Origin of the sequence: Arthrospiribacter ruber (assembly GCF_019343195.1) — a bacterium.
In the GTDB taxonomy this organism is placed as follows: Bacteria; Bacteroidota; Bacteroidia; order Cytophagales; family Cyclobacteriaceae; genus Arthrospiribacter; species Arthrospiribacter ruber.
Map to the genome: position 1 here is coordinate 83,719 of NZ_RPHB01000003.1, position 23,205 is coordinate 106,923.

The 23,205-nt window shown below is 43.5% G+C and carries 16 protein-coding genes; 9 read left to right on the forward strand and 7 right to left on the reverse strand.

All coding sequences use genetic code 11. The features are described from left to right. The first annotated feature begins 52 nt into the window (after positions 1-52). Genes EGN73_RS06330 through prmC form a run of 3 tightly spaced genes read left to right on the forward strand, consistent with a single transcriptional unit; the run spans position 53 to position 1,548 of the window. Complete coding sequence (locus tag EGN73_RS06330; RefSeq protein ID WP_219287703.1) at positions 53-337, forward strand: hypothetical protein; 285 nt, start codon at positions 53-55, stop codon at positions 335-337. Next, a complete protein-coding gene (locus EGN73_RS06335; protein ID WP_219287704.1) occupies positions 337-693 on the forward strand; it encodes a magnesium citrate secondary transporter in 357 nt (118 codons plus the stop codon). The genes EGN73_RS06330 and EGN73_RS06335 overlap by 1 nt, the downstream gene beginning before the upstream one ends. A 21-nt stretch (positions 694-714) precedes the next feature. After that, complete coding sequence (prmC, locus tag EGN73_RS06340) at positions 715-1,548, forward strand: peptide chain release factor N(5)-glutamine methyltransferase (protein WP_219287705.1); 834 nt, start codon at positions 715-717, stop codon at positions 1,546-1,548. A 26-nt stretch (positions 1,549-1,574) separates the two neighbouring features. Here the strand turns inward: prmC and EGN73_RS06345 are convergent, their stop codons facing one another. Both EGN73_RS06345 and EGN73_RS06350 read right to left on the reverse strand, forming a co-directional pair. Beyond that, the gene (locus EGN73_RS06345) at positions 1,575-2,192 is read right to left on the reverse strand and encodes a thiamine pyrophosphokinase (protein WP_219287706.1); all 618 of its coding nucleotides are present in this window, start codon (positions 2,190-2,192) and stop codon (positions 1,575-1,577) included. 15 nt (positions 2,193-2,207) lie between these two features. Beyond that, entirely contained in the window at positions 2,208-3,197 is a 990-nt protein-coding gene (locus EGN73_RS06350; RefSeq protein WP_219287707.1) for a dipeptidase, read from the reverse strand. A gap of 95 nt (positions 3,198-3,292) precedes the next feature. On the opposite strand from EGN73_RS06350, the gene EGN73_RS06355 reads away from it, so the two are divergent. Continuing rightward, positions 3,293-3,805 carry a 3-hydroxyanthranilate 3,4-dioxygenase gene (locus tag EGN73_RS06355; protein ID WP_219287708.1) on the forward strand — a complete coding sequence of 171 codons (513 nt, stop codon included), beginning with the start codon at positions 3,293-3,295 and terminating at the stop codon, positions 3,803-3,805. 567 nt (positions 3,806-4,372) lie between these two features. Here the strand turns inward: EGN73_RS06355 and EGN73_RS06360 are convergent. Further along, positions 4,373-5,506 carry a metallophosphoesterase gene (locus EGN73_RS06360; RefSeq protein WP_219287709.1) on the reverse strand — a complete coding sequence of 378 codons (1,134 nt, stop codon included), beginning with the start codon at positions 5,504-5,506 and terminating at the stop codon, positions 4,373-4,375. Positions 5,507-5,693: 187 nt separating this feature from the next. Here EGN73_RS06360 and EGN73_RS06365 point away from each other — a divergent pair, with 187 nt between their 5' ends. From EGN73_RS06365 to EGN73_RS06375, 3 genes are all read left to right on the forward strand, one after another. After that, positions 5,694-6,566, forward strand: coding sequence for a carbon-nitrogen hydrolase (locus EGN73_RS06365; RefSeq protein WP_219287710.1), 873 nt, complete (start codon positions 5,694-5,696; stop codon positions 6,564-6,566). Next, positions 6,556-7,605, forward strand: coding sequence for an agmatine deiminase family protein (locus EGN73_RS06370; protein ID WP_219287711.1), 1,050 nt, complete (start codon positions 6,556-6,558; stop codon positions 7,603-7,605). The genes EGN73_RS06365 and EGN73_RS06370 overlap by 11 nt, the downstream gene beginning before the upstream one ends. A gap of 268 nt (positions 7,606-7,873) precedes the next feature. Further along, on the forward strand, positions 7,874-11,614 hold the full coding sequence (locus EGN73_RS06375; RefSeq protein ID WP_219287712.1) for a DEAD/DEAH box helicase: 3,741 nt from the start codon (positions 7,874-7,876) through the stop codon (positions 11,612-11,614). Between the two features lie 383 nt (positions 11,615-11,997). Here the strand turns inward: EGN73_RS06375 and EGN73_RS06380 are convergent, their stop codons facing one another. Continuing rightward, a complete protein-coding gene (locus EGN73_RS06380) occupies positions 11,998-16,839 on the reverse strand; it encodes a RecQ family ATP-dependent DNA helicase (protein ID WP_219287713.1) in 4,842 nt (1,613 codons plus the stop codon). A gap of 88 nt (positions 16,840-16,927) precedes the next feature. Here EGN73_RS06380 and EGN73_RS06385 point away from each other — a divergent pair, with 88 nt between their 5' ends. Further along, the gene (locus EGN73_RS06385) at positions 16,928-17,932 is read left to right on the forward strand and encodes an SMP-30/gluconolactonase/LRE family protein (RefSeq protein ID WP_219287714.1); all 1,005 of its coding nucleotides are present in this window, start codon (positions 16,928-16,930) and stop codon (positions 17,930-17,932) included. Here the strand turns inward: EGN73_RS06385 and EGN73_RS06390 are convergent. Further along, complete coding sequence (locus tag EGN73_RS06390; protein ID WP_219287715.1) at positions 17,927-19,630, reverse strand: GMC family oxidoreductase; 1,704 nt, start codon at positions 19,628-19,630, stop codon at positions 17,927-17,929. The two genes, EGN73_RS06385 and EGN73_RS06390, sit on opposite strands and share 6 nt — an antisense overlap. Then, positions 19,623-20,177, reverse strand: a complete 555-nt coding sequence (locus EGN73_RS06395; protein WP_219287716.1) for a gluconate 2-dehydrogenase subunit 3 family protein — start codon at positions 20,175-20,177, stop codon at positions 19,623-19,625. The genes EGN73_RS06390 and EGN73_RS06395 overlap by 8 nt, the downstream gene beginning before the upstream one ends. 414 nt (positions 20,178-20,591) lie before the next feature. Between EGN73_RS06395 and EGN73_RS06400 the strand changes: the two genes are divergently transcribed. Further along, positions 20,592-21,992 (forward strand): phage tail sheath family protein, encoded by a 1,401-nt coding sequence (locus EGN73_RS06400; RefSeq protein WP_219287717.1) that lies wholly within the window; start codon positions 20,592-20,594, stop codon positions 21,990-21,992. 788 nt (positions 21,993-22,780) lie between these two features. On the opposite strand, the gene EGN73_RS06405 is transcribed toward EGN73_RS06400, so the two are convergent. Next, positions 22,781-23,203 (reverse strand): Ohr family peroxiredoxin, encoded by a 423-nt coding sequence (locus tag EGN73_RS06405; RefSeq protein ID WP_219287718.1) that lies wholly within the window; start codon positions 23,201-23,203, stop codon positions 22,781-22,783. Positions 23,204-23,205 lie beyond the last annotated feature (2 nt).

Here is a 23,205-nt window from a genome sequence, read left to right on the forward strand (position 1 = left end):
TTTTCCTTAGCGAAGCAGGTTCATACATATGTAAACTTTTATATTTTTGGATATGGGACAAAAGAAATGCCCCCACTGTGGGGAGTGGTCGAGTTGGACCACCGACATCAACGACAAATGTGATCATTGTGGCAAGCCGCTGGGTGGCAGGGATTTGGAGTATCACGAGAGAAGACAGGAAGACATCAAAGCCAACAAAGAACAATGGATTTTTCATATCAAGGAGACTGATGGGCCTTTTATGATAGGATTGAAAAAAGTGGGAAATGTTTTTTATACCATTTATATGGCCATCCTCACCTTTTTGGCCTGGCTGATTGCAGTGCTTCCGGGCTGATGACGGTCTTCAAAAACCCTTATTTTCTTCTCGCCTTCCTGATTTTCTGGATCAATCAGTTTGTGGAAAGGATCCTTGGCATTTTTATTCCTTGGGTACATGCATACCTCGATGACCTGATGGCCATGCCGGTGGTATTGGGCATTACCTTGCAGGTTTTCAGGTGGATTCACCCTCAGAAAGACAGGTTTGTTTTTACCAAAATGCAGATTGCGGTAGCCTGGGCATATTACGCGTTTCTTTTTGAGTACTTGCTTCCCAAATGGTCCGAATCCTATACCGCCGATATCTGGGATGTAGTCTGCTATGCCATTGGGGCCGTTGCATTTTACTTTTTGATCAATAAAAAGCAATAACTTTACGCAGAAAAAATGAACATGGGCGCAAGAGAGATCTTCAAGAATTTTGTAGAAAAGCTTTCTCCTCTTTATGGAAAAAATGAAGCGGAGTCACTTACTTTTTGGCTTTTGGAAGATTTTCTTCAGCTTGGTAGAAAAGAAATCCTGAACAATCAGGAGTTGGACTCCATTCCCGAAGCCCTTGAACTGGCCTTAAAGGAAATCTTATCGGGCAAACCCATCCAATATATCACGGGTAAGGCCCCTTTTTATGGTCGGGAATTTTGGGTCAGTCCGGCAGTGCTTATTCCGAGAAATGAAACAGAGGAGTTGGTGCATCTCATTATTAAGGAAAATAAAAAGCCCTCATTGCGCATCTTGGATATAGGTACCGGTTCTGGCTGCATTCCCATTACTTTAAGTCTTGAAATATTAGGGGCCAAGGTATATGCGGTTGACATTAGTGAGGAAGCTTTGCAAATAGCCGATAAAAATGCCCAGTCTCTAGAGGCAAATGTGACATTTTCGAAATTGGATATATTAAACGATGACATTCCCTATCCTGACTTGGACATTGTGGTAAGTAACCCGCCATATGTCAGACATTCAGAAAAAAAGCAGATGCATAAGAATGTCCTGGAACATGAACCCCATTTGGCATTATTTGTCTATGATGAGGATCCGCTTCTTTTTTATAGGCTGATCGCTGAAAAGTCAAAGAGGGTACTGAAGCCGGGAGGCAGGCTGTACTTTGAAATCAATGAAGCTTTTGGGAAAGAATTAAAGTCATTGGTTGAGAGCAAAGGGTATTTTGATGTGAATATTCACGCTGACCTTAATGGAAGAGACAGGATATTGTCTGCCCGATTGTGAGGAGGCTATCAAAAATAATCTTCATTTTATTTTTTATCCAAAATCTCTCCCACCCAAAAAACTCCTTTACCCTCTAAAGTGGCCAATCCTTCCGGTACATCGACCATAGTGGCATAGACCACCTGCAAGATGCTGTTGCCTTCCTGCGTTCCAAAAGAGATTAAAGTCCCTTCGGGCGCATGGATATGAACCGAGGTTTCTGGAAACCACTTTTTAATCTTACCGGATTTAACGGGAAAATACCGCATAGCACCATCAATTACAGTGATATCCAAAAAGGAAAGCTTTTCCTCGAGTGCAAAAACATTCTTGTGGTCAAAGCCTACAATATTAACAGCGGTATGCTTGGTCGCTATGAGGTATTGGAATGCTTCTTCCAGGAACTGACCATCACGGACTCCCAAAAACTTCACCGGATACTGTTCTTCCAACAGCCTGATATTGGATTTTTGAAAATTCAGGTCAGCCAGTATCAGGTCTATTTTGATTCCCCAAGAAATCACCCTATACACCTCTTCCTGCACCACTATCACAGTAGGTACCCACTCCAGCAAAGGAGCAATCTGATCATAGGAAATCCCCTCTGTACCGAGAATCAAAAGCGCTGGTTCCTGCTGTTCTTTGACAAAATGATGGGAAGACATGGACTTGACTTTTGGTTAGACAAATAAAGATGAGAAGAATCTCTGGGCATTTTTGAAGGCCAGTTTTTCAAGCTTTTCTTGAGGCAGGTCTTTGGATAACCTTTCCAAAATAGAAGGATATTTGCTGGCATTTTCCACCAAAGGAAAGTAAAAAGGGAATCGGGACTTGTCCGGGAAATTTTTGGTGTAAAAGAAATCCGCCCCAAAACACATCTGATCCTCTGCCCCAGCTCCAAAGCCATATAGGATATGTTCAAATACCCTTTCAGGCTCCTCATTGTCCAGAAAGGCCCTGAGAAAATTGATTCCTATAATTCCTTTTCTTCTGATGATTTCCTGGGCAAATTCATCCGGTAAGTTTCTTTTGTGATCCCAAACCGACCTGAAATTGCTATGGCTGGCAATGACAGGGATATCCAGGTTTTTTGAATCTATATGATGGAGTATACCTTCTGCCAAAAGGTCGGAAGTATGGGAAAGGTCAATGGCTATTTTTCTACCGGAAATGTAATCCAAAAGCCTTTTTCCGTCATCTTTAAGGCCAATTCCTTCGGTATAGTTTCCCCCGCCAAACCTGTTTTCCGTATGGTGGGTGAGAGAGATATAGGCCATCCTTCCGGTCAGTTTGAGCAAGTTTTCCAACTGACTGAATGCAGCTGCGATGGGTGCTTTTTCATCTGCCAGGCCAGCAGCATTTTCAATCGCTGTAACCAGGCCGATTTTTTTGCTTTTTTCAATTTCACTTACAAATCCGGCGTTCACTGAAGAAACTTTTTCACCAAACTTCATTAAGGTCTCCCGAAACATGTATGCCTGCTTGGTAGCAAGCTCCATGCTTCCCGGTCTCACATCGGTGTAAATGGCACAGACCTGCATTTTTACATTCCCGGCTTCGAGAAGTGGGAAGGCGCAGGCAATGTCTTCAGCCCTGTCAGCAGATGCTTGTGGGACTGTAGCCAGGTAGGAAAGAAGGTCACAGTGGGTATCTATAATGGGTAAATTCATGGGAATTGAAGCTTTAGCCTCCAAATTTGACGGTTTTTTTAATACTTTTAAAGCTTATTGCTGTTAACCTTTGTATCAACCAAATCAGTTTTCTTATGCCAGTGGCAAAACCTATTAATTTTCAGAAGTGGATTGAGGACAACCGACACCTGCTCAAACCGCCCATAGGCAATCAGGTCATGTATAAAGGGAATGACGATTTCATAGTAATGGTAGTCGGCGGGCCCAATTCCCGAAAGGACTTTCACTACAATGAAGGGGAAGAGTTTTTTTATCAGGTAGAAGGAGAGATCACCCTCAAAATAGTAGATGAGGGGGAAGTCAAAGACATTAAGATCGGTCCGGGTGAAATGTTTTTGTTACCGGCAGGAGTGCCGCACTCACCTAGAAGACCCGCCAACACCATTGGCCTGGTCATGGAAAGGTACAGAAAGCAGGGGGAAAAGGACGGATTTATCTGGCATTGTGAAAACTGTGGCAACAAGCTTTATGAAGAATTTCATGAGGTCACGGATATTGTCAATCAATTGCCCCCTATTATGGAGCGTTTTTGGAGCAATCCTGAGCATACCAAGTGTAAGCAATGTGGTACTGTGATGGAAAAATAGTCCACAGGCGACTGTCCTCTAACCACTGACCTCCGTTGCAGGACTTTCCAATTGTGATTTACGAAGTACGATTTACGAATTACGAGGCCTAATTCATACTCCAACCTTTTATTTCTAGCGCCTTTCCTTGTTGTCTGGAGGCTGTGCCTTCGGACTTCTGGTAAAGGAGTTTGCAACTCCGATCCTGCCTTTATTGTTTCTGCGCTACTTCGCGTGAACTTCTAATGCCACGAAGGTACTAAGACACCAAGAAGGCTTCGGCTTGTCATTTTGAACGAAGTGAAAAATCCATTTTTGCCCACAATGAACAGACCCCTCCTTCGTCGGGGTGACAAGGTAAATCCGTTTCCATACTCCAACCCATCTTGGTACTTTGTACTTGGTACTTGGTACCTTTCTCATATCTCGAATCTCATGTCTCTTCTCTTTTAATTACGAAGTACGATTTACGAGGGCTAATTCATACTCCAAACCTTCTTGGTTCATCGTACATTGTACTTGGTACCATTTTCTTCTCTGCGATCCTTGGCCCCTCTGCTACCTTTGCGTGAACCACCTTTTCTCCGCTCAAGCATAAAAAAACATCTTTTGAAGTTCTTCCAAAGGTAACTCTTCCAGGATTTCTCTTTCTGATTTTCCTTTTTCGGTATAATGCCACCTGACCAAGCGAAATATCCCGTCTTTGATTTCTATTCCCGTGATGCTGCCATCATCATAGCAACAGCATCCCGCATTGAAATAGGTAGGTTTGTACTTTGGTAAAGCAGCTTTCTCGTCCTCACATTGACTGGGATGCCTTTCTATCTGCTCCAATAGTGCCTTTTCCTTTTCCTTATCACCTGCTTCTTTTGCTTCTTCCAAGCTTGCCTTTAGGTATTGGATATGACTGTAAGAATGAAAAATAGGCTGATGGGTATGCCCGGTGATCAGGACCACATTTTCCTGTTGCTGACTCCATTCGTACATCAGGCGGTTGTGGAGGGTTTTTTCGGACTGTACCACCGCCGGAGTATTGATATTGATGCCCAAAAAACCCTGCAACGGGCCCCAGATGTAGGAAACAAACCACACGGAAAACTTATTGCCATCACTCCTCCGGTCACCTTGATGCCCATGAGTACAGAATACATCAATGTGCCTGCCTTCATCATAATGTACCCGTATGACTATTCCTCCATATATCCTGATGGTCTCACCATAGAGTTGCCAAAGGAACATATTGGCAAAAGGGTCGATCTTCCAAAAAAGGTCATGGTTGCCATAAACCTTGTAAAAAGCCTTTCTTGAGACGAATTTCTTTTCAGCTTCAAAATTCTTTTTATTGTGCTGCATGATCTGGAAAATATTGAACTTCCAGAACTCCTCAGAGTCGCCCAGGTTGATATAATTGGCCTGATGGGTGTTGTAGTATTCCAATGCTGCCAGGTAATTGCCTTCGGCATGCCTGAATTCATCCCTACGTCCTTTGTTGCCTTTGTGGAGGTCGGAAAATATGATAAAGTTATTGTCCCTGAAATCTTTGGTATAAAGGTTACCATACTTGGATTTGGGATTGGAAATGATATCCTCATATACCTCTGAGAGCCTTTCAAAGACCTTTTCCCTGTCCGGAGAGGAAGCCACTTTTTTGGCAAACCATAATACAGGTCTTCTCAATAAAAAAACAATTGGTCGCTTAAGCAATTTCAAAAAATTTCTCATACTAATTTTCTTTTCCTGAAAGTATTACTTTCCAAATACATTCACAAATAGATGTGAATGTGGATAAAGTGGATTTTAGTCTGTTTAGGCACCAAAAATTTTTTGCGAGAACTGGGATTTTTTCAATCCATTATCAGTTTTTTGGTTTATTTTTAAACCATATTTTCATCTTTTGACAAATTTTACCTTGAAGAGACTTGTAAAAGTAGGCTTAGTTCAGAATTCCTGCAGTGCTGATCTTGCTTCCAACTTCCAAAAATCAGTACAAGGCATCCGGGAAGCAGCTGCCAAAGGTGCCCAAATTGTATGCTTACAGGAACTTTTCGGTTCCCTTTATTTCTGCGATATAGAAGACCATGGCAATTTTGAACTGGCAGAAAAAATCCCGGGACCTGCAACAGAACAGTTTAGCCAGCTTGCCAAAGAACTCGGCATAGTAATCATCGCCTCCCTTTTTGAAAAACGGGCTGAAGGCTTGTACCACAATACCACTGCTGTATTGGATGCAGATGGAAGCTATTTAGGGAAATATAGAAAAATGCACATTCCGGACGATCCCGGCTATTATGAGAAGTTTTATTTTACCCCGGGAGACCTCGGTTATAAAGTTTTCAAAACTAAGTTTGCGACCATCGGAGTATTGATCTGTTGGGACCAATGGTACCCTGAGGCAGCCCGTATCACTGCCTTGATGGGAGCCGAACTCCTCTTTTATCCTACCGCCATCGGTTGGCACAAAGATCAGGATGAAGTCACCAACAAGGAACAATATCATGCTTGGCAAACCGTCCAAAAATCCCATGCAGTGGCCAATGGAGTTCCTGTAATTTCTGTCAATCGTGTAGGAATAGAAGGTGATATGAAATTTTGGGGAGGTTCTTTTGTTACCAATGCTTTTGGTTGGGTGACCTATCAGGCAGACCATGAAAATGAGCTGGTGCATGTGGAAACCATTGACATGTCCCAATCTGATAGATACCGGACGCATTGGCCATTCCTCAGAGACCGCCGTATCGAAACTTATACCCCCATCCTCAAACGATTTATCGATGAAGACTGAGGTTAAAACCCCAAAAGCATTTGGATATAGGTTCCCCGCAGAATTTGAACCGCATCTGGCTACCTGGTTGAGTTGGCCCCACAAAGAAGCATCTTGGCCTGGGAAAATTGATAGTATTTTTCCCGCTTATGCGGAATTTATCCAATTGCTAACGGAAGGAGAGGAGGTACATATCAATGTTGGCAATCAGACCATGGAAAACTTTGCACTAAAGCACTTAGAACAGGCAAAAGCGGATATGGATCAGGTTTTTTTCCATCAATTCTCCACCAACGATGCTTGGTGCAGGGACCATGGGCCAGCATTTTTGGTAAATGAACAAGCCGAGCACCGCAAAGCCTTGGTCAAATGGAATTACAACGCATGGGGAGGAAAATACCCGCCCTTCGACCTGGACAACGAAATCCCTTACCACATAGCACGGTATAGGAATATCCCAACTTTCAGTCCGGGCATCATTATGGAAGGTGGATCCATAGAGGTCAATGGAAAAGGTACCTTGATGACCACTGAAGCCTGTCTACTCAATCCCAACAGAAATCCACATCTCTCCAAATCCGAAATTGAATTTTATCTACAGGAATATTATGGAGTGGAAAATATTTTGTGGTTGAAGGATGGAATCGTTGGTGATGACACGGATGGTCATATTGATGACCTGACCCGTTTTGTAAATGCAGATACCGTGGTGACAGTAGTAGAGGACGATAGCTCCGATGAAAATTACGAGGAACTCAAAGAAAATGTGGAATTGCTTGAAAAGATGACCTTAGAAACAGGGAAATCTCTGAACATTGTGGAACTACCCATGCCAAAGGCCATTATCTTTGAAGATATGCGTCTGCCAGCTTCTTATGCAAACTTCTACATTGCCAACACATCTGTAATCGTCCCAACCTTCCGTGACAGAAATGATGACAAAGCACTTTCCATTCTCCAATCCTGCTTCCCCGACCGAAAAGTAGTTGGGGTAGACTCTTGGGACCTGATCTGGGGCTTGGGAAGCTTCCACTGCTTGAGTCAGCAAGAACCGGTGTAGGAAAGGAGGAAGCCTGTCCGACTGGTCGTCCAGTCGGAGAGGAAGGAGGAAGGAGGAAGGAGGAAGGAGGAGGGATGAAGGATGAATAAGTGATTGTAAGGTAGATGAGACGGGGGACAAATCTACCTGGACACTGAACAGTGTTTAGTCTTGATAGCTTTAATCCATTATATAAATGGGCAGAATTGAAAAATTTTTTTTGCTCGATGTTTTAAACTTTGCCCTTCCATTTCCACCTTCCTCTTCCTATTTTTGAAAAACCTCAATTATGCCTTTATCCAAAACAGAACTTAACCACGCAGACAATTTTTTATATTATATCAACAAGTCTATAAAGCAGAAAGGCTATATGCTGTACCAATCCGGAGGGGTCAGGTACAGGTACTTTGATCCGGATACTCAAAACCTTCATTTCCAGGTAAAGGGAAATGTTGAGGAGTCATATCAGGTGCAGATCAACCTTAGCCTTTCACCCGAACCTGATTTTTTTAGCGATTATGATGAGGAAGAGGATTCCAGTTGCGAATGCATCTACTTCGAACAGGAACTTGAATGCAAGCATGTAGCCGCTGCGCTTTATTTTATTCTGCACAACAAGAAAAGTGATTTCAAAAAAATCCTTTCTGATGAGCCCAAAGACCAAAAAAGCGATAAAATCACTGCTTTCCCCATTAGCATTCCTTGTTCTTTGGAGGAGATGGATAAGTTTCACGAGCTTATCCCGGATGATCCCAATAACAACTATTACGATGCGAACCTGAAGAGCGTCAAATTCCTGGAAAACGGCATCATCTATTATGTCTCGGGCTATTCCTACATGGATGAGCTGTCTGTCACCTACGACGAGGGACAGGTCACCATCAATGGCAGCATTAAAAGACCCCACCTGGTAAGGGCTGGCCTCAAGTGGCTTAAAATAAGATTTGAGGGAAAGGACAAGAGGGAATTGGGCCTACTTACCAGAGAACAAAGGGAAAAAATGATTTTGATGGAAGTGGAGGAAATGGGCCTGAAAGAGCAGCTGAAAGACCCGCTCAGTGCCATGGATTTTGTCCTGCATGACCAAAGGATTATTATGATCAGCTCGGGCGAGTTGAATGGCTTGGTCAACCTGGACCAATACAAAAGTAATTTTACACATTACCTAAACCAAGCAAAGATAAAAAGCCTTGGCATGGGATCCTTCCAAGACACCAAGGAAGTGGACATTGGTACTTACAATGTGGCTTTTGCCTTTTGCTATAACCAATGGGGTAGCTTTACTGAAATCATACCTTTTATGGCCAAAGGTTCCAAAAAGGACCCGGAGGCTTTCTCCGTAAAGTTTGAGCGGCTGGATGATCCTCATGATATCCGCTTAAAAAGAAATCAGGATCTTGAGCGCATTTTATTCCTTAGGGACAGGTTCCAAAAGTCATTGCTCAACAAATCCAGCATGAATCCTTTTGATCAGTTCAGGGAATTTTATATAGCAGCCAAAGAATATCCCCTTTTTGTGTTTAAGGGCTTTCAGTATGAAACCCATAAAATCCGAAAAGCGCACTTTGATAAGCCCTTGGAGGCATTCAAAGCCAATGCCCAGTTGTTGATAGATAAAGGAGGTGTTATATACAATATCAGGACCATCATTGAATTTGGAGATAATAAATATGATTTGGCTGAATTGCAGGATCAGATCATTTTTACCCAGGTTTTTGCCGTGTACAAAAATCAGGCTTTGTTGCTTTTTGATAGCGAGCGCCTATTAAAATTACTTGCCTTTCAAATGAAGAACAGCTTTATCCAAGTGTTGGATAAGGAATTTGACCAATACTTCAAACATATCCTATTGCCTATGGCCTCTTTTATAGAAATCTCGGATAAAACCGGTACCCTCAAAGAATCCGAAAACCCGGGACCGCTTCAAAAGCAATTGTACATTTCTGAACTGAATGGCCTTATCCTGCTGCGCCCGCAGGTGAAATATGCTGAATCTGCTTTTTCCAACCCATTGGAACAAAGTACCATTATCGATGCAGACAACAAAGCCATATACCTGCGGGATGAAGATTACGAAGATGAATACGTAGAATTTTTAAGGAAGCTCCATCCCAATTTCAAAAATGCCGGAAGTCAGGGACTTTTTTACCTGAATCAGGACAGTTTTATGAAGGATCTTTGGTTTTTCAAAGCTTTTGAAAAACTCAAATCAGAACAGGTGCGGGTCTTTGGGTTGGAAAAAATCAAAATCAAAAAGTACAACCCCTTCCCTCCAGCCATTTCCATGGAGTTTGGCTCCACACAGGACTGGTTTGAAGTCAGCGCCAAAGTGGCTTTTGGGGATCAAAAGGTCAAGTTGAAGGACATCAAAAAGGCCCTGGATCGAGATCAGGAATTTGTAGAATTGGCAGATGGAAGTATTGGGGTATTGCCACAGGAATGGGTCAAAAAATTCAGCAAGCTGTTCCGCTCCGGAGAAGCCGAGAAAGAAGGGCTGAAAGTACCCAAAACCCTTTTCCATGTGTTGGACGAATTTGAAGAGGCCCAAAGCTTCCCAGAGGTCATCCGTGAATTGGAGGAAAAAAAGGCCAAGCTCGCGGAATTTACCCAAATCAAAACTGCCAAAATACCTAAGAAACTGAAAGCCGAACTGAGAAAATACCAGCATACAGGCCTAAACTGGCTCAATTTCCTCCAGGAATATCAATGGGGAGGAATCCTCGCAGACGATATGGGCTTGGGCAAGACCCTTCAGATGATTGCCCTGATCTGTAAGCTGATCGAGCAGAACAAAAAGGCGAAGGTACTGGTAGTCGCCCCGACCACGCTCTTGTTCAACTGGAGAAATGAACTGGAAAAATTTGCACCCCACCTGGGTTATTTTGTCCATCATGGCAATAGGTCTGACTCTTTGGAAGAGCTCAGCCAACATCAGGTGATCCTGACAAGCTATGGCCTGGTCATCAATGACCTGCCACTCCTCCAGCAGATACATTTTGAAGCCATCATTGCGGACGAATCCCAAGCCATCAAAAACACCCAATCACAGCGGTACAAGGCCATTACCAAGTTAAAAGGAAAGGTCAAAATGGCCATGACAGGAACACCTATAGAAAACAGCCTGGCTGAGCTTTTCGCACAGATGAACTTTGTCAATCCCGGATTTTTCCTGTCTTTCAAAAGTTTCAAGGACAATTACCTCAAGCCGCTCAAAAACGGTGACAGGGAGATTCTCAGTGAATTGCAGCACAAAATCAAGCCTTTTGTACTGAGGAGAACGAAGGAAGAGGTACTGACCGAACTCCCAGACAAAACAGAGGAATACCTGTATTGTGTGATGAAGCCTGCCCAAAGGAAGATTTATGATGCCTATAGAAATGAATACCGGGACTACCTGCTCAAGAAATTTGAGGAGGAGGGAGCCGAAAACTCCAAAATGTATGTGCTGGAAGGCCTGACCAAACTCCGGCTGGCCTGTGATGCCACCAACTTAGTACAGCATACCGAAGCTGCCAATGAATCGGTGAAAATTGAAATGCTGCTGGAACATATCCTGGAGAAAACCGGTAAACACAAGATATTGGTATTCAGTCAGTTTGTAAAAATGCTGGCATTGGTGCAGGAAAAACTGGAGGACAACCTGATAGAATATGCCTATCTCGACGGGAAGACTTCCCTGAAAGAACGTGAAAATGTGGTGCAGCAATTTCAGCAGGATGAGAAGAAAAGGGTGTTTTTGATCAGCCTTAAAGCCGGGGGAACCGGCCTAAATCTTACTGCCGCAGACTATGTGTATGTATTGGATCCCTGGTGGAATCCTGCCGTAGAAAATCAGGCCATAGACCGCTGCTACCGCATGGGGCAGGAAAAACATGTCATCGCATACAGGATGATCTGTAAAGATACTGTGGAAGAAAAAATCATGCAGCTGCAGCAAGCCAAAAGTAAATTGGCCAAAGAAGTCATCTCTGAGGGTGACAGCTTCTTGGGGGCCTTGGATAGGGAGAGTATGTTGGCGTTGTTCGAGTGATGGGATTTATGCGGATGTGAAATTTGTTGGGTTAAATCTGCCTATCCATCCACCTTTGGAATAGTACATCATAGACGCCATAGTATTCTTTAACATCGTTTTAGCATGGATAGAACACTCCGGGTTTCCACTTCCCTGTCGCAGAAATATTCAGGACCAAAATAGCCAGTGGTAGGAAAAGGACTGATAGGTTGCATGGTAAAAGTGAGTTTGATTTACAAATTGTAATTTACAAAATGTAATTTACAATTTGTAAATTGATTTGGTATATTATTTAGTCCTGTTCTGTAAAAATATTGGATCAGGTCAAGCCTGCCTGTTTTTTGAACCAAAATGGATTTAATTTTTATCACTTCAGAATAAAAATTGGAGGATTTTTCTAATCACAAGTTTCTTTTATCTAAATCAGTGTCCCCACTCACTTCACTTTTGCCAAAAACCACCTCTGGCAACACCACCAAAGCTTCCTTTCCCGTATCGGAATCCGTCCAATACACCATCCAATTGACCTTGACGCTTTTCAGCAGGTAATTTCTCATTGCAAGCTGCTCAATGGTTTTTTGGAAAGCAAATGAAAAACGAAGTATAGGCTGTCCTTGGGCATTAAGGCAATCCTGCCCGTTAAACCTGAGCTTTTCCCCAGGTCTGAGTCGGGAAACCTCCCGCTGTCGGCTATGAAAAAAACTTAGAAAGATATCCTTATGCAACAGCTGCATGATCAGGGTATCGGTATCTTCGAATAGATTGGATTCCTCTTTGAATTTCATCTGATTAACTTTCAATGTGTCCAAATACTGACCTTGGTAATGAATGGAAAGCAGACTTTTTGCCCTCGTCATCCCCACATAAAGCAATCGCTTTTCTTTTTCTTCTCTGATCTGCTTCTGTTGAAGCATCAGAAATACCTGATCAAATTCTTTTCCCTTGGCCTTGTGAATAGTGGAAACCAATATGCTTTCAGAAGACAATCTGTAAAAATCCTCGATTCGGGACTCCAAGATGAATGTTTCCAGGTCACTTTTAAACCTGACCTTGGGATAGATCTTTTCAAAATCCTCCAACATGTTGCTGACCCAATCGAAGTGGGTACTGTGACCAAATTCCTTTATCAAAACCTCTTTGGCATAATTCCATTTCTCTTCCAGAATGGTGTATTCCCCAGGCTGAAGTTTAAGTGCTTTGAAAAATATCCGAACCTCATATAGGTTAAGCAGATTGAAAAGATCATTGCTTTGGACCAAGCTTGCAGGAAGGCCATTCTGAATTAGCAAACTTACTATTTTGTGGGCTTCTTCGTTGGTTTTGGTCAGTACGCCGACAGTACCGTTCAGGTCTGTGGATAAAACCTCATCCACCAAAGGCCTGACCATAAAATCCCCAATATGCTTTGTGAGCCTGAGCTCACCGGGACTTTGGTCCTTGGCCATGATGGGAGTATGCTTTAGTCTTTGGGCAATGGTTTCCACCCATTGGTTGCTGAAGTCCACGAGATTGCTCTTGCTTCTGAAATTTTCCACCAACTCATACTTGACGGCTTTCTTTTCTGTGATAAACCTTTCCAAATACTGGGAGCTTGATCCCCGGAATTCGTAGATGTTCTGGTCATCATCGCCTACGGCAATGACCCTCATTTCTTCATTTTGATCCATCAGGGCTTCTACCAAAGCATATTCTTCTGCACTCATGTCCTGGGCTTCATCGATGACCAACACCGTCTTGGTGATTTCTTTGATCTCTGCTTTGTTTTCCCTGATGAGTTTGGTGGCCTGTGCGATAATCTCATCTGATTTTTCCAAAGTCCCCATTTTTCCCAAGAGGTCAAAGCAATAGGAATGAAAGGTCTTGATGTCCAAATACAAGGCAGCATTTCCGATCAGGTCCATCAGCCGCTTCTTAAATTCAGTCGCCGCCGCCCGGGAAAAAGTAAGCATCAGCAACTGTTCCTGCTTGACATCTTCCATCAAGAGAAGGGCTGCCAGTTTGTGGACAAGTATGCGGGTTTTGCCGCTGCCAGGACCCGCCGCCACCACGATATACTTGGAGTCTTTGTCCTTAATGATTTTCAATTGGGCAGGTGACAGTTCACCGAAAAGTTGCTTGAATTTGGCCGGGGTGATGTTCTGGCTGATCTCTTTTTGTCTCTCGCCTTTAAAATATTTGTTGAGAAATGCGGAATAATTCATCTGAAAGTAATCTTCGACAAAGCGCAGGGCATCCTGATAATCGGCGATCATCTTTTTGGCATATTCTCCTACGATATGGATCTGCTGCACCTTGTTTTCGTAAAATTTCTCCAATTTCTGATAGTCCTCCTGCTTATAACGGGAACGAGTGTCTTCTATGGTTCTTTCTACTGTCAGCCTGTTATAAAGAACGAGAAATCCACCTTCTATTTTTAGAGATTCTATTCGGGAGAGGTAAAAAAGGGCATCCTCCACCTCTGCTGAGGTACAATTTTTTACAAAAAGACTTGAAGAGGCTCCGAAACCTTCTTTGAGTTCCTGAACAGAAAAATCCACTGACATCTCCCCGGAGAATAGCGGCAGATCATTGTCCGGAGAATCGGCATGTTCAAAAAGGTAATGGATGATAAATTTAGCAATTTCATGTCTTTGGTGAAACTTCTCCTTCAACTCTTCCAAGGGCAGGTTCAATTTGAGTTCCACGTGGTTTTTGGAGGTTTTGGAAAACCTTTTGTCCACCCAATTTTTGATGCTCCAATAATTGAATACTGAGCGTATAAGGGCCGGAGTGACCCCTTGCAAGCCTTCTAACTCAGCAGCATCATTCAGGGCTTTGAGGTTATACACTTCTGCCTTTTGGGATAAAAGCGGAAGTAAAAAATTTTCCAAACGTCCAAAGGAATCCACAATTTCCAAGGAGCGGTTGATATTTTCGGATTTACGGACAAAGGCTTTTAGGTCTTTGGCATCCGCAAGGATTTTCTCTTCCCTGAGCAATTGAATGATTTCGATTACATCCTCCCTGACCATGCCCAGATGATCTGCGATGTAGTCGACCCTTGCCTCTGCTTCTTCGTCTTTGGCTTTTTTTCGACTTTTGGAGGAGAAAAGTTTTTTGATGATCCGGACTGCTTTTTCTTTTTGCTTTTCCGAAAACATTGTGGACAATTCAATTTTGGAAATGGCTTCTTGCGCAGTTTTGGTCTGAATGCTGCTGGCAAAAATTTTGGGCATGTTCTGACCTCTTTTTAAATACCCAGCATCTTCCAAAGCAGCTATAGCCGTGGTCACCCGGGTTTCCAGATCCATGATAGAATCGTCCCAACCCGCCTTTCTTGCAATTTCCAAAGCAGAATTGGATACCTGCTTACGGTAGCGTGTAAGTTCCTTTATGGCCTTCCACACCTGCTGAATTTCCTTGATAGTAAGTTTGGTCTGATTGAGCAGGATAAAATGCTTGCTGAGGTCTTCTTCATCAAACAGTACAAAGCAGTCCGCTTCAATGTTTTCATCCCGGCCTGCACGGCCTGCTTCCTGTACATAGTTTTCCAGTGAATCTGAAATCTCATAATGAACCACAAGCCCCACATCCTTTTTGTCCACACCCATACCAAATGCCGAAGTGGCGACCATGATGTTCACCTCTCCTGAAATGAAGGCATTCTGGTTTTCGGTCTTTTCCGCTTTATCCATTTTACCATGGTAGGCCCTTGCCTGAAAACCGTCTTTATTCAGCCTTTCTGCCAGTAAAAAAGCCCTACGCGTCCTGGAAACATAGATGATGCTGGGGCATTGTTTGGCCTCCAATAGGTCACGGAGAGCGGCATACTTCTCATCCTCTCTATTTCTTTCCACCACCTCAAATTTCAGATTTGTCCGGGATACCGTAGAGCGGAAAATTTCTAGGTTCAAGCCTAGCTTTTCCTGGAAATATTTTCGGATATCTTCAATTACTTTTTGTTTGGCAGTGGCCGTAAAGCAGGAAATGGGAATTGGATCTTGCAATCTTTTCTTTTGCTCAAGTGAACGGATAAAATCTGCGATATACAGGTAATCAATCCTGAAGTCCTGTCCCCATGAAGAAAAACAATGTGCTTCATCGATGACAAAGCGGTTAATTTTCCTGCCCAGCAATAAGCGTTCAATAGTATTGGAACGAAGTGACTCCGGAGAAATATAAAGCAGGGAAGCGGAACCATCTTCTACTCTTTCAAAGGATTTAGCCCTTTCAATAGGGTCGAGGAGACCATTGATCGTGACTACTTCGGTGATGCCCATAGTTTCAAGATTATCCACTTGATCTTTCATAAGGGATTGTAAGGGGGAAATTACCACTGTAAGCGCCATTTCATTTCTTCCGGCCATCAGTGCGGGCAATTGGAAAGTGATGGATTTACCTCCACCTGTAGGGAAAATGGCCAATAAAGATTTACCGTCCATCGCAGCCTGTACAGCCTTTTCCTGCAAAGGCTCCCCACCGTATGACCGGAACCTATCAAAGCCAAAAATCTGCTGCAAACCCAAGTGGATATCATGCTTTTCATTACAATAAGTACAGCCTTGCAAACAAGGTCTGCCTCTCAAAAGGGTCAAAAGCCTGTCTGTGTCAGGGAATTGACGAAGAACCCAGGGCGGAGTAATGCTATTGCGGTCCCCACTGTGGATAAGTGATAAGGCATAGGCCAAAGAAAGAGGCTTTTCACCGACCATTTTCTCCAGTTCCGAGTGAGAGCAGAGCAAACCTTTAAATTTTTCACGGACCAATTTCGCAGGCTTATCCACATTTTTTTTGAAATTCAGAAATTCAAAAAACCCCTTAAAAGCGTCGGTTTGATTCAATAGGGCATAAAAAATCTCCTGAATACCTTCATCCAAGGACCTGAAAGCACTTAGCTCATCAAAAAACAGTGCTTTAGCTTTTAGGGCATCATTGAAAGGGTTATTGAGACTGTCAGATTGTAGTTTATCATCCTTGACCAAATGGTGATAGGGCTGTTTGGGAAAAAGCAGTGGTGATAGGTAAAGGGTATCGATGATATGGGGAAAAACAATTCCAATCTTTTCGAAATAAACGTTATCATGACCGAGTATATTATGGCCGCAGAAAAATGAGGAGTCTTTTATGAAATCCAGAAAATCACCCGTATTTCGGGAATGAAAGGTGTTTCCATCGGAATTGACTGCTCCAATATCCAATATCTTTCCACTATTGGGTTCTACTTCAATATCGATGAAAGTGATCTTTTTATTCGACTCCTTCATTTTTGGTGATTTAAAACAGCATTAAAATGCAGGCATTCCACACAATAATATTTAATTTAGTTGATACTTTAACCTTATCCATTCAGGTATGCATAAATTTTCATTTTGTATCACCATCATACTGATCTTTCTTATGTCTTGTACTTTTACTCCCACCAAAGAAAATGCCTTTATAGAAATCTTTGATGACAGGGCCTTGGAACTGATTGATCCTGAAACGCCTTTGATCATTCTGGCTGAGGGGCATGACTGGACCGAAGGGCCACTGTGGTGGGAAGCCGAACAGGCATTGCTATACACAGACATTCCCCAAAACTCCATTTTCAAAGTGGACATGCAAGGAAATAAAAGCCTGTACCTCAAACCATCCGGATATACCGGGGATACCGATCGGGGAGGCGAAGTGGGTGCAAATGGGTTGGTATTCTCACCCGAAGGACGCTTGGTCATGTGCCAACATGGGGACCGTAGGATGGCCTATATGGACAGCCCCTTGGATGAGCCCAAAGCTTCATTTGTGACATTGGCAGACCGCTATGAGGGAAAACGGCTCAATAGCCCCAATGATGTGGTTTATGATGCTATGGGTAGAATGTATTTCAGTGACCCTCCATATGGATTGGAAAAAAACATGGACGATCCTGCCAAGGAGCTGGATTTTCAGGGATTGTATGTACTGAGAAATTCGGGTGAACTGCAGCTTCTTGACCGGCTTACAAGACCCAATGGACTGGCCTTCAGCCCGGATCAGAGCTTGTTGTACGTGGCAAATTCCGATCCCGATCTGGCCGTGTGGTATGTGTATGAGGTGGATATGGATGGAAATCTCAACAGTAGAAACCTGTTTTTTGATGCCACTGACAAAGTAGGTCGGGATGGGTACAAGGGCTTGCCTGATGGCATGAAAGTGCATACCTCCGGTGTGATCTTTGCCACAGGTCCCGGAGGAGTCTGGGTTTTTAGCCCAGAAGGAGAGGCCTTAGCCAGAATTCATACCGGGGAGGCCACCTCCAATTGTGCTTTTTCTACTGACGAAAAGACCTTGTTTATGACAGCGGACAGTTACGTGCTGAAGATGGATCTAAAGTTATAAGTTCTTCATGGCATGGTGCGCCGCCCTGGCAGCGAAGGCCATGTACGTCAATGATGGGTTCTGTGTAGCTGTGGAAGTCATGCTAGCCCCGTCTGTAACATATACGTTTGGCACGCTATGTAGCTGATTATCTCCATTCAGCAAGGAAGTCGCTGGGTCTTTACCCATTCTCACGCCTCCCATTTCGTGAATATCAAGCCCAGGTGCACGGTGGTCATCCCTGGTTCTGATATTGACAAATCCTGCTTTTTCAAACATTTCAGAAGTCTGCTCCAAATAATCTTTGATCATCTTTTCGTCATTGTCATCATAGTCCACGTTGATTTTGAGCTGAGGTATGCCCCATTCATCCTTAAGACTGTTGTCCAAAGCCACATAATTGGACTCTTTTGGGATGGTTTCGCCCATCATGTGTGAGCCTATTCTCCACGGCCCCCATTTGTCGGGGTTGAGTATATTTTCCTTTAATTCCATCCCAATACCATTTTGATCGGCATAAGGTCCTCTATTGGCACTGAAGCCTGCTGCGTAACCTCTGAGAAAGTCGGTTTCCTGCTTTTCAAGATTCCTGAACCTTGGGAAATATCCCGAAGTCGGTCGGCCTCCCTCAGTGGTGTATTCCAAATGTCCTTCATAATCCGCCGATACTCCGGCCCTATAGTTGTGGAAAGCCACATATTTGCCCAACAAGCCATTGTCATTGCCAAGTCCGTTTGGAAACCTGTTGGAAGTGGAATTCAACAGGATCAGGTTGGTATTCAGGGCTGCGGCATTGACAAAAATCACATCTGCATAAAACTCCTCCATCTCTTTGCTCAATCGGTCTATGACCCTTACACCTGTGGCTTTTCCTTTTTCTTCATCATAAATGATAGAATGGACTAAAGAATCCGGTCTGAGGGTAAGGTTACCGGTCTTTTCGGCCCAAGGAAGTGTGGAGGCATTGGCAGAAAAATACCCTCCAAATGGACATCCCCTCTGGCATAAGTTCCTGCTTTGGCACTTTGCCCGTCCCTGCTGGGCGTAGTAATCAAAATTACCGTTGATATGGGCACAGCGGGCCAAAATCATGTGTCTGCTGTCACCATAGTGTTTTTTGAGCTGATGCTGAAAGTGCTTTTCCACTACATTGAGCGGATAGCCGGGCAGAAACTCCCCGTCAGGCAATTGCGGAAGTCCATCTTTGTTGCCCGATACCCCGGCAAATTTTTCCACATGGCTGTACCAAGGGGCCAGGTCTTTGTACCGAATAGGCCAATCCACCGCAAAACCATCTCTGGCAGGTCCATCAAAGTCAAAATCAGACCATCGCTGCACCTGTCTTGCCCAAAGCAAGGACTTGCCTCCCACCTGATAGCCACGTATCCAGTCAAAGGGCTTTTCCTGAACGTATGGATGCTCTTTGTCTTTCACAAAAAAATGCTGGGCATCTTCCCGGAAAGCATAACACCTGCTCACTACGGGATTTTCTTTCCTGACTTCTTCTGTGATCTGCCCTCTGTGCTCAAATTCATAAGGCAGCATATTCGTGGTAGGGTAATCTTTGATATGCTTGACATCCTTTCCTCTTTCCAGTACGAGGGTCTTCACCCCGTGTTCGCACAGTTCTTTCGCTGCCCAACTGCCACTGATTCCCGAACCGATCACTATGGCCTGATAAGTACGGTCCTGCTTTGCGTCTATATTGAAATTAGCCATTGATTTTTTCTGAGTTTAATGATGAGATCAACACTTCTCCCTGATAGTCTCCAGGAATGAGTGAGTAGGGTTTGATTTCTGTCTGAATGTATTCAGATAATAGGAAGCCCTGAACGGTGAATCTTTTGGTGGTACCTAAAAAAGCCCTTAGCTCATTTTTGTCTTCCGACTCTTCCTGAAGCCCTGTCAGGACCACTTCCTCCCTTTGCTTGTTGTCCAATTCTCCGAAGGCTGATCCGGATTTGCTTTTTGCATAATCTTCAAATCCATTGAAGCCATTCATAAATGACTTTTGGGCATTTTCATCCAGGCAGTCATTGACCATGACCAGAATAAAGTCCGGCACCTCAAGGTCTGCTGCTCCTTTGATTTCTCCGGGAGGGATGATGGTATCGGCAATTTTTGCCAATAGAGACTTCATGGAAGGGGTGACCTTGAGCCTGTCATATGCCTCGAGAATATCCTCTTGGGAAAAATCACATGAAGGTACCAATACAAGTCCGCCTGTCACCAAAGCCAGACTTCGTAGTGCGTCTCTTCTATTCATGGGTGTATTGTTAATGGTTTGAGTAATATTGGTTTTCCGGTATACTTATCCAGAAAACTTTACAGCGGAAAAAGGTACTAGGTTAATTTCAAAATTCATAAAACAATTATTTGCTTGGTGAAAAAATAGGGTTCGAATAGGGAGGAAGAAAGGGTTCACGCTAAGGCGCCAAGTATCGCAGAGGAGAAAAAGGTACCAAGTACAAAGTACGAAGAACCAAGAAGGGTTTGAGTGTGGTCAAGGCCTCGTAAATCGTCAATCGTACTTCGTAAATCAATGATATGAAATAGGACAGATGGCGATGGACCCTCGACTTTTCACCCAATAACCCCCTCAATACCTGGCAAAGCAACTCTTTTTTATCCCTTCTATAAAATCCTTAACTTTATTCAACCCTAACAAACCTTTGCTGCTATGACCAAACCGAATCCCTTTTTTAAAAATTTCAGAAGCCCTGGGGTCTATGTAGAAGAGGTTTCCTTGGCCCCTACCCATATTGCAGAAGTAGAAACAGCCATACCTGCATTTATTGGATACACACAGTGCTCCGGGGAAAATTCAGGAATTGACCTGACTGGGGTTCCAAAAATGATCTCCTCTCTTCAAGAATACAGCACATTTTTCGGATCAGCCGGACAGGAACAAGGTATTTCCCTTGAAATCAATTTGAATACTACCCCTACTTTTCATGCACTGGTGAACAAGCCCAATGCATGCCTGCTATATTACGGAATCCAGTCCTTTTTTGAAAATGGAGGAAAAAATTGCTTTATAGTTTCTATAGGGAAAACCGGGGGCAATGCGAAGTTAGGAGACTACCTGAGTGGACTGGAAGAAAGTCGCAAGGAAAAAAGGATATCACTTCTATCCTTTCCGGATGCTGCCGGCCTTTTGGGAAAAAGTGCTAATTACCAACTTTTGGCAAAGGCAACAGCGCAATGTGCCGAATTGCGTACTCGCTTTTTGTTGGTAGATGTTCCCAGAGAAGACACGACCTGCCTGGATATGTTGACAGATTTCAGAAATGGGATATTGCAAAGCAATGGGTTGAGCTTTTCTGCTGCGTATTTCCCTCATATCATTAGTAAGTTGAATTATGCTTTTCAACCATCTGAAGTTGCTGTTTCACTAATTGATGAAAGCGGTAAAAAACAAAATTTGACTTTAGCTGAGCTTCTTAGGCAAAATCCAAGACATTTTAGAACTGCGATAGTAGAAATTGGGAAATTGAGACCCATACTTCCTCCCTCTACTTTTGTAGCAGGGGTATTTGCTGATATGGATGCCCGTCAGGGAGTTTGGAAAGCTCCAGCCAACGTTTCCCTTCAGGGAATTAAAAGCTTGACTTCAGCCATTTCACAGAGTGAACAGCAACATTTCAATGTGGACATTTTAAATGGGAAATCAGTAAATGTGATCAGAGAGTTTCCAGGAAGAGGTTTCTTGCTTTGGGGCGCCAGGACATTGGCGGGCAATGACAACGAGTGGAGGTTTGTTCCTGTACGTCGCTTGGCAATTATGGTAGAAAGCTCCGTGAAGGAGGCCTTGGAAAAAGTGGTTTTCGAGCCAAACAACCCCAATACATGGACCAAGGTCAGGGTAATGACAGAAAATTTTTTGCAGATGTTATGGAGAAAAGGTGCGCTTCAGGGGAGTACTATAGAAAATGCTTTTTACGTAAGGTGCGGCTTAGGCCATACCATGAATCAGCAGGATGTATCTGAGGGAAGGCTAGTGCTAGAATTTGGAATCTCCATGATGAGGCCTTCTGAATTTACAGTTTTTAGGCTTATTCAGAATTTGCAAAGTAGCTAAGCTTGCCCAGATTTTTTATGGGAGGATGAAAGAGAGGAAAAAGGTACCAAGTACAAAGGACGAAGAACCAAGAGGGGTTGGAGTATGGAAAAGGCTTTTCCTTGTCACCCCGACGAAGGAGGGGTCTGTTCATGATAGGCAAAATGGATTTTTCACTTCGTTCAAAATGACAAGGATAAGTCATCTTGGTGTCTTAGTGCCTTCGTGGTATTAAAGGTTCGCGCCTAACCTGTCCCGAAAATCGGGAGGCGCAAAGGCGCCAGAAATAAGGTTATAGTATGGGAAAGGCCTCGTAATTCGTCAATCGTACTTCGTAAATAAAAGACGTGAGATACGAGATATGAGAAAGGTACCAAGTACGAAGAACCGAGAGAGGCTGGAATATAAATTAGGCCTCGTAAATCGTACTTCGTAAATCACAAATGGAAACAGGCCTGTAACATTGGACTGAGGTCTGTGGACCTAAGTAGGGCTTGCTGAAAAAGTCTCAGGTATGCCAGATTCAAAGCGGGCGAATGAAGATGTATGCTTATACTTCGAGTGAGCCCAATGAAGAAGATGGTATGCCTGAGGCTAGCCTTAAAATTTCGAATTTTAAAATTTTATGGAGCACGGAAATCAAGCTATAACATTTAAATAAGCGTGCACCTGCTTAAAAAGAAAATACCTGACAATCGGGGTATTCATCAAAATTTAAAGCATTTATTCTCCAGTTGGCGTTTTTCAGCACGCCCTAAGTAAGCATAATCTTCAATAACCCTTACATCATTGCGACTTCCTAAGAAACCTCACTCCACTGCTTTCACATTTATCTCAATATTGCCTTTTACGGCTTTAGAATACATGCAGTGCTTGTTGGCAAGATCGGCCAATTTCTGTGCCTCTTCCACCGAAGTAGCTTGGGGAATCTTGACCAAAATATCCGCAGCCAATCCATAACCTCCGTTTTCTGCCTCTCCCGAGTGTACCTGCACGCTGATTTTGGCATCATCCGTATTTACTCTTTTGGAAACGGCTCCCAAAGCTCCTGCAAAACAAGATGACCAGGCTGCTGCAAATAGCTGTTCCGGGTTGGTCTTGCCGCCTGCCCCGCCAATCTCTTTAGGCATGGCCAATTGAATATCAAGCATGCCATCATCGGTTTTGACTTGTCCGTTTCTACCACCGGTATTGGTGGCTGTAGCCGTGTAGCTTTTCGTTATTTTCTCCATAG

What these genes read in the sequence shown, in the direction of transcription:
- EGN73_RS06360 (WP_219287709.1), bottom strand. Translation starts at nt 5,506, where the DNA reads ATGAGAAATTTTTTGAAATTGCTTAAGCGACCAATTGTTTTTTTATTG.
- EGN73_RS06345 (WP_219287706.1), bottom strand. Translation starts at nt 2,192, where the DNA reads ATGTCTTCCCATCATTTTGTCAAAGAACAGCAGGAACCAGCGCTTTTG.
- EGN73_RS06370 (WP_219287711.1), top strand. Translation starts at nt 6,556, where the DNA reads ATGAAGACTGAGGTTAAAACCCCAAAAGCATTTGGATATAGGTTCCCC.
- EGN73_RS06380 (WP_219287713.1), bottom strand. Translation starts at nt 16,839, where the DNA reads ATGAAGGAGTCGAATAAAAAGATCACTTTCATCGATATTGAAGTAGAA.
- EGN73_RS06355 (WP_219287708.1), top strand. Translation starts at nt 3,293, where the DNA reads ATGCCAGTGGCAAAACCTATTAATTTTCAGAAGTGGATTGAGGACAAC.
- prmC (WP_219287705.1), top strand. Translation starts at nt 715, where the DNA reads ATGGGCGCAAGAGAGATCTTCAAGAATTTTGTAGAAAAGCTTTCTCCT.
- EGN73_RS06385 (WP_219287714.1), top strand. Translation starts at nt 16,928, where the DNA reads ATGCATAAATTTTCATTTTGTATCACCATCATACTGATCTTTCTTATG.
- EGN73_RS06335 (WP_219287704.1), top strand. Translation starts at nt 337, where the DNA reads ATGACGGTCTTCAAAAACCCTTATTTTCTTCTCGCCTTCCTGATTTTC.
- EGN73_RS06375 (WP_219287712.1), top strand. Translation starts at nt 7,874, where the DNA reads ATGCCTTTATCCAAAACAGAACTTAACCACGCAGACAATTTTTTATAT.
- EGN73_RS06405 (WP_219287718.1), bottom strand. Translation starts at nt 23,203, where the DNA reads ATGGAGAAAATAACGAAAAGCTACACGGCTACAGCCACCAATACCGGT.
- EGN73_RS06395 (WP_219287716.1), bottom strand. Translation starts at nt 20,177, where the DNA reads ATGAATAGAAGAGACGCACTACGAAGTCTGGCTTTGGTGACAGGCGGA.
- EGN73_RS06350 (WP_219287707.1), bottom strand. Translation starts at nt 3,197, where the DNA reads ATGAATTTACCCATTATAGATACCCACTGTGACCTTCTTTCCTACCTG.
- EGN73_RS06400 (WP_219287717.1), top strand. Translation starts at nt 20,592, where the DNA reads ATGACCAAACCGAATCCCTTTTTTAAAAATTTCAGAAGCCCTGGGGTC.
- EGN73_RS06330 (WP_219287703.1), top strand. Translation starts at nt 53, where the DNA reads ATGGGACAAAAGAAATGCCCCCACTGTGGGGAGTGGTCGAGTTGGACC.
- EGN73_RS06390 (WP_219287715.1), bottom strand. Translation starts at nt 19,630, where the DNA reads ATGGCTAATTTCAATATAGACGCAAAGCAGGACCGTACTTATCAGGCC.